Origin of the sequence: Pseudoalteromonas sp. Z9A4 (genome assembly GCF_011378845.1) — a bacterium.
Classification (GTDB): Bacteria; Pseudomonadota; Gammaproteobacteria; order Enterobacterales; family Alteromonadaceae; genus Pseudoalteromonas; species Pseudoalteromonas arctica.
In genome coordinates, this window is record NZ_WTLA01000009.1 from 44,487 (window position 1) to 57,645 (window position 13,159).

Here is a 13,159-nt window from a genome sequence, read left to right on the forward strand (position 1 = left end):
GGTGAGTTCAGCTAACTTTACTACGTTTTATATAGCTTAGTCAGCCCTTAAAACAAAAAAGCCGTGCAATATGCACGGCTTTTAAAATTACGAATTCGCTTTTTGGTGGATATGCGCGGCTGCTACAAACCCTTCAAACAACGGATGACCATCACGAGGAGTTGACGTGAATTCCGGGTGGAACTGCGCGGCAATAAACCATGGGTGATCTTTATTTTCGATAATTTCTACCAGTTTTTTATCTTCTGATAAACCAGTAAAGCTTAAGCCTGCTTTTTCAAGTATTTCTACAAAGTTATTATTTACTTCGTAGCGATGACGATGACGTTCAACAATTTCGTCGCTGCCATATACTTCGCGTACTTTAGAACCTGGCGTTAAATGACATTTTTGTGCGCCTAAACGCATAGTGCCACCTAAATCAGATTTTTCGCTACGTGTTTCAACATTACCTTCAGCATCTAGCCATTCAGTAATTAAGCCAACTACTGGTGCTTCTGAATTTGCATTAAACTCTGTAGAGTTTGCATCCGTTAAACCTGCAACATTACGTGCATATTCAATTAATGCTACTTGCATACCTAAACAAATACCTAGGTATGGTACTTTATTTTCACGTGCGTATTTAGCCGCTAAGATTTTACCCTCAACACCACGTCCGCCAAATCCACCTGGTACTAAAATAGCATCTAAGTGTGAAAGTAATTCAACACCTTTGTTTTCTAAATCTTGTGAATCTACGTATTGAATATTAATTGTTAAACGGTTTTTAAGGCCCGCATGCTTTAATGCTTCGTTAACCGATTTGTACGCATCTGGTAATTCAGTGTATTTACCAACCATACCAATTGTCACTTCACCCGTTGGGTTAGACTCTTGGTAAAGCACCTGTTCCCACTCAGCTAAATCAGCTTCAGGTGGATCTAAGTGAAAACGACGACATACGAAGTTATCTAATTCTTGCGTTTTTAATAACGCAGGAATTTTATAAATGCTGTCTACATCTGGTAGTGAAATAACCGCTTTTTCTTCTACGTTTGTGAATAATGAGATTTTTGCACGCTCATTATTAGGTAGTTTACGGTCTGAACGACAAATAAGAATATCTGGCTGAATACCTACTGAGCGTAACTCTTTAACAGAGTGCTGAGTTGGTTTTGTTTTAACTTCACCTGCAGGGCCTAAAAATGGCACTAACGTTAAGTGAATAAATAGCGCGCGTTCGCGGCCAATTTCAGTTCCCATCTGACGAATTGCTTCAATAAACGGTTGTGATTCTATATCACCTACAGTGCCGCCAATTTCTACAATAGCAATATCATAACCTTCAGCACCGTCGTATACACGTTGCTTAATATCGTTAGTGATATGTGGAATAACCTGAATAGTAGCGCCTAGGTATTCACCACGGCGCTCACGACGTAATACGTCTTCATATACACGGCCTTGTGTGAAGTTATTACGACTAGTCATTTTGGTACGAATAAAACGCTCGTAGTGACCTAAATCAAGGTCAGTTTCTGCGCCGTCTTCTGTAACGTAAACTTCACCGTGTTGAATTGGGCTCATTGTGCCTGGGTCAACGTTGATGTAAGGATCCAGCTTTAAAATGGTAACATTTAAACCACGGGCTTCTAAAATAGCGGCCAGTGAAGCTGCGGCAATACCTTTACCCAACGAAGAAACAACTCCGCCAGTAACGAAGATAAATTTTGTACTCATGCGAACCCTAGAATATCAGGAATTAAAAGGAATATAACACCCAAAGAAGAGCCTAAGGGTATATCATCAAGACGGGGCGAAATTGTACCAAAACACTGCTTATCAATCCAGCTAAAATTAGCTAATGCGCGCACAAAAAATGTGCACTATTTAACATTAAGCCTATTTTACTTTTTTAATCGCATCCCATGCGCTGTCCATTTCTTCAAAGGTGGCTGTATCTAAGCTTTTGCCTTGCGCGTGCAAATAAGCGTGTACCTTCTCAAAACGCGCTGAAAACTTGTCATTTGCGCTACGAAGCAGTTGCTCAGGATCTCGTTTAACATGGCGTACAACATTAACAGTGGCAAAAAGTAAGTCGCCGAGTTCTTCCGCTGTATGATCAGATGACGGGTCTTGCTCAATCGCTTCTTTTACTTCAAGCACTTCTTCGCTCACTTTATCAAGTGCACCATGATACGTTGGCCAATCAAAACCAAGGGAAGCCACGCGTTGTTGAATTTTTTTAGCTTTACTTAAACTTGGCATATTGGCAGGAATATCTTGCCAAAAAGAAGGTGATTCTGTTTGCGCTCTAGCACTGCGTTCTTGTGCTTTGATTGTTTGCCACTGCTGCGATAGCTGCTTATCTGTTAGCTCTTTTTTATCGCCAAATACATGCGGATGACGACGGGTAAGCTTATCGTTTAATTGCTCTACTACATCATTAAAATCAAATAGATTTTGCTCTTGTGCAAGCTGCGCATAAAAAATAATTTGAAATAACAAATCACCCAATTCACCTTTAAGCTCATCTAAGTTGCCTGACTCAATACAGTCGGTAACTTCGTATGCTTCTTCTAGTGTATGCGGCACAATAGATTTAAAATCTTGTTTGAGATCCCACGGGCAACCGCCCTTGGGATCTCGCAGTGTTTTCATTATGCTAAGAAGTTGTGTAAGCGCTGCATTATCATTCATGATTAATGACCACGCTTGGCATCGTGTACACCTTCAATTTGGTGTAACTTAGAAAGAACACGGTTAGTACCCGATAAGTCATGTACTTCTATTTGCATCGTAAATATAGCTAACTGATTATCTTCAACCGTATTTACGTTCATGTTTAAAACATTTACTTTTTCGTTAGCAAGTACTGAGCTTATATCGCGTATTAGCCCTGAACGATCGGTTGCTTCTATTTTAATACTTAGTGCGTACGAGCCGTTGATATCTTCAGACCAACTTACCGAAATAACACGCTCTGGATGCTGATTTTTTAAGTTATTAAACGAATCACAGTCTTCCTTATGAACACCTATTCCTCGACCTTGCGTTATATAACCTATTATTTCATCGCCAGGTACAGGGCGACAGCATTTGGCTACATGGCTCATTAAGCTACCAACGCCATCAACCACTATGCCGTTTTTATCACCGGTTACTTTGCTAGGTGCTTTAATACGAATAACTGGCTCATCTTCTGTCCGATCACTTACAAAGTTAAGCATTTGATTGAGGCGTACATCGCCCGCACCAATTGCAACCATTAAGTCATCAAGCTCTTTAAAATTAAAACGCTTGATTGCTGGCTCTAAATCTTTGTATGTTAAATTGAGCTTTTGTAGTTCGCTGTCGAGAATTTCTTTCCCCGCACTTAAATTTTTGTCGCGGTCTAGCTGTTTAAACCAGTGATGAATTTTGGCTCTAGCGCGCGATGACTTGATATACCCTAATGACGGGTTTAACCAATCACGACTTGGATTTGGTTGTTTTTGGGTTAGTATTTCTACCTGATCCCCCGTTGTAAGTTGATGCGTAAACGGCACTATTTTGCCAAATATTTTTGCACCAATACAACGATGCCCCACATTTGAGTGAATGTAGTAAGCAAAATCAAGCGGTGTAGCGCCAAGGGGTAAATCAATAATATCGCCGCTTGGGGTAAATATGTATACGCGGTCTTCTACTACTTGGTTTTTAAGCTCTTCTGCTAAATCGCCACCATCAACTACTTCTTCTTGCCATTGGAGTAACTTACGTAGCCAGCTAATTTTTTGCTCATAACCCGAGCCGCGCCCTGGTAATGCACCTTCTTTGTACATCCAGTGTGCAGCCACACCCAACTCAGCATCTTGATGCATGTCGCTAGTACGAATTTGTATTTCTACTGTTTTACCTTCAGGCCCAAATACCACGGTATGAATTGACTGATAGCCATTTTGTTTTGGGGTTGCTACATAGTCGTCAAACTCTTTATTAAGATGACGCCAATTGGTGTGCACAATGCCCAGCGCGCCATAACAATCTTGCAGGCGTTCAACGACGATACGCATTGCACGAATATCAAAAAGCTGATCAAACTCGTAGTTTTTTTGCTGCATTTTTTTATAAATGCTGTAAATGTGCTTAGGGCGGCCATAAACTTGGGCTTCAATGCCCGCTTCACTTAAACGGGTTTTTACTTGTTCAACCATATCTTCCATATAGGCTTCGCGCGTAAGGCGTTTGTCGTCAAGTTGTTTGGCTATGCTTTTATAGGTACCTGGGTGCAAATATCTAAACGATAAATCTTCCAGTTCCCATTTTAATTGCCCTATTCCTAATCTGTTTGCCAGTGGTGCAAAAATATCAGCAGTTTCTTTAGCGGCAATAACGCGGTCTTCTTCATCCGCATTTTTTACATTACGTAGATGACATACCTGCTCGGCAAGCTTAATGACCACGGCGCGCACGTCTTCGACCATGGTTAATAACATTTTTCGAATATTATCAACTTGCATAGTACCTTTACCTTGATGAGATAAAGTACTAATAGTGGCCATTTGTGCAACCCCAGTTAACAGCATGGCTATGTTACTACCAAGCTGCTCTTCTATGGTTTCAAGTGATATTAAATCGTTTAAAAAATACGGGGTTAAATACGCAGTAGCTAACGATTCGGGGTCGAGATTTAGCTCAGCTAAAATTTCAACCATTTCGATTGCAGTAGTTTGCCTGCTTTCATTATCACATTTTACGCAGAGCGCTTGCGCTTTAGTAAGTAGCTCTGTTTTTTCTTCAGACAAGGCAAGAAATGAAAGCCGAGTGCTAAAATCTGTTGTCTCATCTTGCTGATGTGATTGTCGTGTAGCTACCATAATGCGTTCTACCTCCGTTGAAATAACGCCATAGTTTCAATATGCCCTGTATGAGGGAACATATTCATTAGCCCAATTTTATTAAGATCAAAGCCAGCTTGTGAAATAATTGCGCTGTCACGGGCTAAAGTAACAGGGTCACAAGAGACATATAAAATAGTTTTAAACTGCTTTAAAGGTAATTGCTCTAATACAGCCATTGCACCAGTCCTAGATGGATCGAGTACAAGTACATCTAAGTTTTTACTAAACCATGGGGCGCTCTGTATGCTTTGCGTTAAATCAAAGCAATGAAACTGCGCATTGGTAATAGAGTTAGTTTGCGCATTTTGAGCAGCCATTGCAACCGCTGAAGTTACACCTTCTACGCCAATTACAGATTTTGCTTGTTTTGCCAGCACTAATGAGAAATTACCAATGCCACAAAATAAATCCAATAAATTTTCATCACCTTTTAAATCAAGCCAATTTGCGGCTTGCTTTAACATAGCTTCGTTAACTTGCGCATTTACCTGAATAAAATTACCTAAACCAAATTCAAATTTTAGATCAAACTCTTTAAGATAATAAAACGGCATGGCTAAGTGTGAATGCTCAATTACATCGCTCTCGCTTTGCCATACAACTTCAAACTGTTGGCTTTTTGTTATGTGCTCAACCAAAGCCTTTGTATCATCGTTAATTGCTTTAGTGTGACGAATAACAACAAAGTTTTTCTCATCACTTTGGCATAACTGTAAATGGCTTATACTGTGCAGCGCTTTGTGTTGATTAATTAAACCATCAAAAAGTGTAAAAACATCCGAAAATACTTCATCAAGTACTGCACATTTATTAATACTCACAATATTTTTTGAACCACTTGCTCTATAACCCACACGCATTTTTTTAGCCGCTTTATCAAACATAACGGCTATTCGGGCGCTGCGCCTGTAATGCACAGACTTACTTAATAATGGAGCTTGCCAGTTTAAGCTGTTTAATTTAGCAAACTTACTAAATAACTGAGTAACTGCAGTTTGTTTTTCTACAACTTGTTGGCTTACTTCTAAATGCTGTAATTGGCAGCCACCACACTGATTATAGTGCTCACAAAAAGCGTCTACTCTTGATTCACTCGCTTTAATAACTTTAATTACTTTTGCACTGCTGTATTTAGCTTTATCTTCGACGAGCATTGCTTTAACTGTTTCATTTGGTAATGCACCGCTTACAAAACATACTTTATTATTATGCTTCGCAATGCCACGCCCTTGATGATCCATTCCCGCTATATTTAATTCTAATGTTTGTTGCTTAAGCGGTTTTTTTTTCGCTTTAAAAATTTGCGCCATTAGGCATTACCTTCAGTTTATTTATGAAGCACCTATATTTAGATGCTTTAGAATGCGTGTTGAACCGTATATACTCAAATCATACTAATAACGATAAAACGCTCCCATTATGACCAAATTAGGCTTACGCGATTCTGTTTTAACACTGACCCTGATCCCAACGGTGATCATAGGATTACTACTTGGTGGCTATTTTACAATAAATCGTTACATTGAGCTTGATGAAATTTTATATCAGCAAGGTACTACTATTTCTGAGCCCCTTGCTATTGCGCTTGAGCAACCCATGCTCGAAAAAAACAAACAGCTATTGAATCGCCTTATAAGCTACACACATAACAAACACTCCCCTACAATTAAGTCGATTGCAATTTTTGATAAAAATAACGCGCTATTAATGACGAGTAATTATCACCGCTCATTTGAAAAGTTAATTAATCAAAAAACGCTCATAAATTTAAAAACGACCCATGTGCAAAAGTCAGATGAGCTTGTTACATTCTTCACCCCCATTATTAACCATACAAGTCACGACTCTAAATGGGATCCATCGGCTTTTCAGTCATCTCTGGGCACCGTTATTATTCAGCTAAACAAAGACCAAGCGGTTATAGGGCAGCAACGTGCTTTATTAATTAGCGGTATTGTAATTATTTTATCATTGGTGTTTGCAGCAATTTTAGCTTTAAGGTTAAGCCGCATGTTTATGACGCCGCTTAATAAGTTAGTACTTGCAACCGACAAGTTAGTCGAAGGTAAAAGAAGTACTGGCCTTAACGACAACATGATAGGTGAATTTGAGCTATTGCGAGAAGGCTTAAATACCATTGCTCACACTATGGTGATGCAAAAAGATGAAATGCAAAAAAATATTGACCAAGCAACTAGCGACTACCGCGAAACACTAGAGCAATACGAAACTTCAAATATAGAGCTCTCATTTGCAAAAAAAGAAGCTCAAGATGCTAACCGCGTAAAATCAGACTTTTTAGCTAAAATGAGTCACGAACTTCGTACTCCGTTAAATGGTGTTATTGGATTTACACGCCAGCTTTATAAAACACCACTAAACAAGCATCAAAAAGATTATCTCGACACTATTATGCTATCAGCAAATAGTTTAATGACTATTATTAGCGACATTCTAGATTTCTCCAAACTAGAAGCGGGTGCAATGGAACTTGAGTCGATTCAGTTTCAACTTCGTGATGCTGTAAATGAAGTGATGACGCTACTCGCTCCTAGCGCACACGATAAGCAATTAGAGCTATCCATTTACATTAACCAACAAGTACCAGATGACTTAACGGGCGATCCCACTCGCTTTAAACAAGTGCTGATAAACCTATTAAGTAATGCGATTAAATTTACTGAAAAAGGCTCCATTAAGGTCGACATAAGCCATCGGTTACTCGATGACGAACGTACTTCTTTACTTGTGTCAGTAACAGATACTGGCGTGGGTATACCTATGGATAAGCAAGACTCTTTATTTACTCCATTTGGGCAAGCAGACTCAAGCATTACACGTAAGTTTGGTGGTACAGGTCTTGGCCTCATTATTACCAAGCATATTGTTGAAGCGATGAATGGCCGCATAACATTAAACTCTGCACCAGGTAACGGTACCTGTTTTACATTCAATAGTGTGTTTAGTTTGCCCAATCATGTATTTACTAACGACTTACCTACGAAATCGCTCATTGGTAAACGTATTTTATATTTAGAGCCACACGAGCATACACATCACGCTGTACTTTCGTTATTGACTCAGTGGGAATCAAGCGTGACGGCATGTTTTAACGAGACTAGCTTTTTAGACGCTATAAAAAATACTGAACATAAATATGATGTTTGCTTAATTGGCCATATGGCATCAGTTGATGATATGCAGCAACTAAAAAGCTATGTAAAAGCCGTGCGTGAATCTACTGATTACTTATATTTAATGCTAAATACTGTATCGCACAATATGCGAGAAGCCTTTATAGGCAGCGGTGCTGATGCGTGTTTAAGTAAACCACTTAATCACCGTAAATTATGTGAAGTACTTGCCGCACCTTATAGGCTTGACCACCCTACTCATAATATTGAACAAAACGATCAAGCTTTGCTACCGTTAAAAGTATTGGTTGTTGATGATAACGATGCCAACTTAAAACTTCTCCATACTTTATTAAGTGAACAGATTGAAGTAATAGAAACGGCACATAATGGTTCACAAGCATACAGCTTAAGTAAAAGTCATAAATACGACATAATTTTTATGGATATTCAGATGCCAATTATGGACGGTATAACCGCATGCAAGCTTATACAAGAATCATCACTTAATGAAGATACACCAATTATAGCTGTAACGGCACACGCCCTTCAAAGCGAAAAAGAGCAACTACTAAAAGATGGCTTTAAAGGCTATTTAACTAAGCCTATTGATGAAGATATGCTTAAACAAATTATTAGCGATCATAGTCCACAGAACCCGGTTAATCGCGATAAAGCTAAAACAGATACACCACAAAGTCCTGCACCATTTCAAAGTAGTCGAATTGATTGGGCGCAAGCCCTGCAGCGTGCTGGCGGAAAGAGCGAGTTAGCGCTAGAGATGCTTAATATGCTACTTCTAAGCGTCCCTGAAACTCTTACATTGCTTGCAAAAGCGATAGAGAGCAATGATTGTCAGCAAGTCTTAAGTATTGTCCACAAGTTTCATGGCGCATGTTGCTACACTGGTGTACCTAAACTTAAATCACTCGCAGAAACAATTGAAACATCACTTAAAAATAAATGCTTGTTAGAGAATATTGAACCTGAATTATTTGAGTTACAGGACGAGCTTGAAAACTTACTTGCTGATGCAAGCGTAACTGAGCTACAAAGATAAGCTTTGAATTTTAGATACAAAAAAACGCGGCATTTACCGCGTTTTTTTATTAAGCTTTTTAAATACTTATGTAGATTCGTATTACATTCTTGCTTCAATCATTAATCGTTTCATATCGCGTACGGCTTTATCGAGTCCATCTATCGCTGCACGAGCAATAATAGCGTGGCCAATATTTAACTCATAAATCTCAGGCATTGCGGCAATGGGTTTAACGTTATGGTAATGAAGACCATGGCCAGCGTTAACAATCAAACCTAAGCTTGCTGCGTATTTAACACCTTCACGAATATGCTCTAACTCTTTGTGTAAATCAGTATCATTTGTTGCATCAGCATATGCGCCTGTGTGTATTTCTACATAAGGAGCACCACATTCTTTAGCTGCATCTAATTGTGCTTTATCTGCATCAATAAATAGCGATACTTTAATACCCACGTCGGTAAGCGTTTTTGTTGCGGCTTTAATTTTATCTATATTACCCGCTACATCTAAGCCGCCCTCGGTGGTTAACTCTTCGCGCTTTTCAGGTACTAAACACACGTACTCGGGTTTTACTTCAAGCGCTATCTGTATCATTTCATCGGTAACAGCGGTTTCAAGATTCATGCGAGTTTGGATAGTTTTAGCCATCACATAAACGTCGCGATCTTGAATATGGCGTCTGTCTTCACGTAAGTGAATCGTAATACCGTCTGCGCCTGCATGCTCTGCTACACTGGCTGCATGGGCTGGATCTGGGTAACTTGTTCCACGCGCTTGACGAAGTGTTGCAATATGATCTACGTTTACACCCAAAAGAATATCTTTCATTTTCTTACCTGTAAAATTACGTTTATTGAGAGGCCATAAATAGCTCACGGCTTTTTAATGGTTTACTACCTAATAAGGGTTTTAATAAATAGCGACTTAATTGCTTTGCCATATATAGCACATCACTTTGGCTAAAGTCATGATTTGCTATGGCGTTGAGTTGTTTGCCACTAAATCCAGAACGCGTATCTTCTTGTACTAAAAAACCAAGTTCGGGGAAATAACTATACGTCTGCTTTTCATCTATTGGTTCACCACTGGCATCAAAACTAAAATCCACGCCATAACCGAGTAATTCCAATAATTGAAATTCGTACGAGCGAAGCACTTCTTGTAAATTGGCTCCGCTGTTTAGGTTTCCTAGGTGGGATTTATATAGCTCAAATACTTGTTCAATTGGCTCATTAACAGGAACGATGCGGTTAGTCAGTTCGTTCAAATAAAAACCACAATAAAGCTCATCACCTTTTAAAAAGTGCGGGTTACCATGCAGTTCAAACTTATTGATATATTTTAAATCGTACTTGCCACTGTAATTAACAAGGAGTGCCTGGAACGGCTGAAGTTGTGCTTTATGTTTAGTGGCCTGGCGACCACTAATTCGGGCCAGCATTCTTAACTGACCAACGCCTTCTACAAGCATATCTAACATTACCTGGGAGTCACTATACGGACGCCTATGTAATAAATACGCGGTGTAGAAGTCGCTATCCATTCACTAAGCTACTGCTTGGTTTAGTCTTCACTGTAACCTAAGCTTCTTAGTGCACGTTCATCATCAGCCCAACCCGACTTAACTTTAACCCAAAGCTCTAAAAATACTTTGTTATCAAGCATTTCTTCTATGTCTTTACGAGCTTCACGGCCAATGGTTTTTAGCTTTTCGCCTTTATTACCAATAACCATGCGTTTTTGTGTTTCGCGCTCAACAAGAATTAACCCATTGATGTGCCAAATACCGTTGTCTTGCCATTTAAACTGCTCAATTTCAACAGTCACAGAATACGGTAGTTCTTCACCCATAAAACGCATTAGCTTTTCACGGATAACTTCAGCTGCCATAAAGCGCATCGAACGGTCAGTTACATAATCTTCAGGAAAGTAAAATTCGCAAGGAGGTAAGCGTTTAGTTACTTCTGCTTTGATTAAATCAACGTTTTTACCTTGCGTTGCTGATACTGGCATAATTCCAACAAAATCAAACTTGTCACTTAACCACTTCATATGAGGCAATACAAGATCACGGTCTTTAACTTGGTCAATTTTATTAATAACTAATAATACAGGCTTACCACTTTGCGATACTTTATTAAGTACCATATCGTCATCTGCATTCCAATGAGTGCCTTCAACGACAAAAATAATAAGCTCTACATCGCCGATAGAACTAGACGCTGCTCGATTCATTAAACGGTTAATAGCACGCTTTTCTTCAACGTGTAGACCCGGTGTATCTATGTATACTGCTTGGTGTTTATCTACAGTATGAATACCCATAATACGATGACGTGTAGTTTGTGGTTTACGTGAGGTAATACTCACTTTTTGCTCAATAATCTCATTAAGCAAAGTCGATTTACCTACGTTTGGTCGACCGACAATCGCCACCATTCCACAAAATGTATCTACATCACGTTCATGAGGCTGTATTAAGGTATCAAGGTTCATTTTTAAGTATCTTCAATGCTTTTTCGGCAGCTTTTTGTTCGGCCTTACGGCGCGAACTACCAACAGAAATTATGCTATCCATTCCATCAACAATACATTCAACCGTGAATGTTTGATTGTGTGCTTGGCCTTTAGTATCAACTACTGTGTAGCCCGGTAACGATAATTTACGGGCTTGCAAATACTCTTGCAGCAGGGTTTTAGGATCTTTCTGGTTAAGCCCTGGTGAAATAGCATCCAAGCGTGATTGGTACCACGCCAATATAAGATCGCCACAACTGTCGATACCTGAATCTAAAAATGCAGCGCCTATAATAGCTTCTACTGCATCAGCAAGCGTTGACTCGCGACGAAAACCGCCACTTTTAAGCTCGCCCGGCCCTAAGCGTAAATAATCGCCTAAACCAAATTCAAGACCAAACTCGGCAAGTGTTTGACCACGCACAAGTGTTGAACGCATGCGGCTTAAATCGCCTTCACGCGCTTTAGGAAATTTGGCATAAAGTGCATTGGCAATCACAAAGCTTAAAATCGAGTCGCCTAAAAATTCTAGTCGCTCATTATGTTGACCTTTGTGGCTGCGGTGCGTCATTGCTTGTTCAAGTAAACCTTGATCAGCGAATTCATAGCCAATTTTTTTATATAATTCTGTTACATTTTTTTTCATCGTTACTGAATATTACCTAGGCGTTCAAAGCGAACACCAGTTGGAACCCATCCTGGTAAAATATCATCAGGGCCATTCTCAAATTCAAAACTCATCCATATAAAGACAGCTTTACCCACCAAGTTTTCTTTTGGTACAAAGCCCCAAAAGCGACCATCTTGGCTGTTGTCGCGGTTATCACCCATCATAAAATAATGTTCAGCAGGAACAGTCCATTCATCAGAAGGCGTGCCCGGTTGCTGATAGTAACGCCCTTTTCTTTCAGGCGCTTGTGGGTTGATTAATATATCATGCGTAACTGTTGTTAAATTTTCATTAACACGAGCTAGAGGCATTGGGCCTTGTTTAAATTCGTTATCATTAATTAGTTTAAAATCAATTTTATTGAATTCATTACATAAAAGCTCACCCTGTTGGGTTTCGCCTTCTTTACAGTTTGGCTGAATATATAAACGTTTATCACGATAAACAATTTTATCGCCTGGTAAACCAATCGTACGTTTAATATAGTCAACACTTTCATCTAAAGGGTATTTAAAAACAACAATATCACCACGCTCTGGCTCACCTACGTCAACTAACTGAGTACGCCAAACTGGGTCTTTTATTCCATATGAATACTTTTGTACTAAAATAAAGTCACCCACTAACAGTGTAGGCATCATTGAACCAGATGGAATTTGAAACGGTTCAAAAATAAATGATCTAAAAATAGTAATTGCTGCAATCATCGGGAAAATCGACTTTGCGGTTTCCGTTATTACTGGCTCTGGTGCAATTAATGCCGCAGTTTCTTCATCTAACGGAGCTCCAGCAGACGTTTGCGCTATCGCTAAGCGCTCCTGTCTTTTAGGTGCATACATTAAGTGATCTATTAACCATATTAAGCCTGAGCCTAAGGTTAATAGCACCAATAAAACTGAAAAATAACCAGCCATTTATAATCCTTTGT

General features: G+C 39.3%; 10 protein-coding genes. 1 reads left to right on the forward strand and 9 read right to left on the reverse strand.

From position 1 onward, the window contains the following. Nucleotides 1-87: 87 nt before the first annotated feature. From GQR54_RS08935 to rlmD, 4 genes are all read right to left on the reverse strand, one after another. Entirely contained in the window at nucleotides 88-1,722 is a 1,635-nt protein-coding gene (locus GQR54_RS08935; RefSeq protein ID WP_010553216.1) for a CTP synthase, read from the reverse strand. A gap of 162 nt (nucleotides 1,723-1,884) precedes the next feature. Next, complete coding sequence (mazG, locus tag GQR54_RS08940; protein ID WP_166377261.1) at nucleotides 1,885-2,682, reverse strand: nucleoside triphosphate pyrophosphohydrolase; 798 nt, start codon at nucleotides 2,680-2,682, stop codon at nucleotides 1,885-1,887. Between the two features lie 2 nt (nucleotides 2,683-2,684). Continuing rightward, nucleotides 2,685-4,841 carry a GTP diphosphokinase gene (gene relA / locus GQR54_RS08945; RefSeq protein WP_166377262.1) on the reverse strand — a complete coding sequence of 719 codons (2,157 nt, stop codon included), beginning with the start codon at nucleotides 4,839-4,841 and terminating at the stop codon, nucleotides 2,685-2,687. Nucleotides 4,842-4,849: 8 nt separating this feature from the next. Beyond that, nucleotides 4,850-6,175, reverse strand: coding sequence for a 23S rRNA (uracil(1939)-C(5))-methyltransferase RlmD (gene rlmD, locus GQR54_RS08950; RefSeq protein ID WP_166377263.1), 1,326 nt, complete (start codon nucleotides 6,173-6,175; stop codon nucleotides 4,850-4,852). 109 nt (nucleotides 6,176-6,284) lie between these two features. Here rlmD and barA point away from each other — a divergent pair, with 109 nt between their 5' ends. Continuing rightward, nucleotides 6,285-9,059 (forward strand): two-component sensor histidine kinase BarA, encoded by a 2,775-nt coding sequence (gene barA / locus GQR54_RS08955; RefSeq protein ID WP_166377265.1) that lies wholly within the window; start codon nucleotides 6,285-6,287, stop codon nucleotides 9,057-9,059. A gap of 81 nt (nucleotides 9,060-9,140) precedes the next feature. On the opposite strand, the gene pdxJ is transcribed toward barA, so the two are convergent. The 5 genes from pdxJ to lepB are packed head-to-tail and all read right to left on the reverse strand — an operon-like array spanning nucleotide 9,141 to nucleotide 13,145. Continuing rightward, nucleotides 9,141-9,872, reverse strand: a complete 732-nt coding sequence (gene pdxJ, locus GQR54_RS08960) for a pyridoxine 5'-phosphate synthase (RefSeq protein ID WP_010553212.1) — start codon at nucleotides 9,870-9,872, stop codon at nucleotides 9,141-9,143. Nucleotides 9,873-9,894: 22 nt separating this feature from the next. Continuing rightward, the gene (recO, locus tag GQR54_RS08965; protein ID WP_007581733.1) at nucleotides 9,895-10,587 is read right to left on the reverse strand and encodes a DNA repair protein RecO; all 693 of its coding nucleotides are present in this window, start codon (nucleotides 10,585-10,587) and stop codon (nucleotides 9,895-9,897) included. Between the two features lie 20 nt (nucleotides 10,588-10,607). Then, the gene (gene era / locus GQR54_RS08970; protein ID WP_007581730.1) at nucleotides 10,608-11,540 is read right to left on the reverse strand and encodes a GTPase Era; all 933 of its coding nucleotides are present in this window, start codon (nucleotides 11,538-11,540) and stop codon (nucleotides 10,608-10,610) included. Continuing rightward, nucleotides 11,530-12,207: a ribonuclease III gene (rnc, locus tag GQR54_RS08975; protein ID WP_024598752.1), complete on the reverse strand. Its 678-nt coding sequence runs from the start codon at nucleotides 12,205-12,207 to the stop codon at nucleotides 11,530-11,532. Before rnc ends, era begins: the two co-directional genes overlap by 11 nt. Before the next feature lie 2 nt (nucleotides 12,208-12,209). Further along, on the reverse strand, nucleotides 12,210-13,145 hold the full coding sequence (lepB, locus tag GQR54_RS08980) for a signal peptidase I (protein ID WP_166377267.1): 936 nt from the start codon (nucleotides 13,143-13,145) through the stop codon (nucleotides 12,210-12,212). Nucleotides 13,146-13,159 lie beyond the last annotated feature (14 nt).

Excerpts from the sequence above, each read along its gene's own strand:
- era (WP_007581730.1), bottom strand. The coding sequence starts at position 11,540 with ATGAACCTTGATACCTTAATACAGCCTCATGAACGTGATGTAGATACA.
- rnc (WP_024598752.1), bottom strand. The coding sequence starts at position 12,207 with ATGAAAAAAAATGTAACAGAATTATATAAAAAAATTGGCTATGAATTC.
- GQR54_RS08935 (WP_010553216.1), bottom strand. The coding sequence starts at position 1,722 with ATGAGTACAAAATTTATCTTCGTTACTGGCGGAGTTGTTTCTTCGTTG.
- mazG (WP_166377261.1), bottom strand. The coding sequence starts at position 2,682 with ATGAATGATAATGCAGCGCTTACACAACTTCTTAGCATAATGAAAACA.
- lepB (WP_166377267.1), bottom strand. The coding sequence starts at position 13,145 with ATGGCTGGTTATTTTTCAGTTTTATTGGTGCTATTAACCTTAGGCTCA.
- barA (WP_166377265.1), top strand. The coding sequence starts at position 6,285 with ATGACCAAATTAGGCTTACGCGATTCTGTTTTAACACTGACCCTGATC.
- rlmD (WP_166377263.1), bottom strand. The coding sequence starts at position 6,175 with ATGGCGCAAATTTTTAAAGCGAAAAAAAAACCGCTTAAGCAACAAACA.
- recO (WP_007581733.1), bottom strand. The coding sequence starts at position 10,587 with ATGGATAGCGACTTCTACACCGCGTATTTATTACATAGGCGTCCGTAT.
- pdxJ (WP_010553212.1), bottom strand. The coding sequence starts at position 9,872 with ATGAAAGATATTCTTTTGGGTGTAAACGTAGATCATATTGCAACACTT.
- relA (WP_166377262.1), bottom strand. The coding sequence starts at position 4,841 with ATGGTAGCTACACGACAATCACATCAGCAAGATGAGACAACAGATTTT.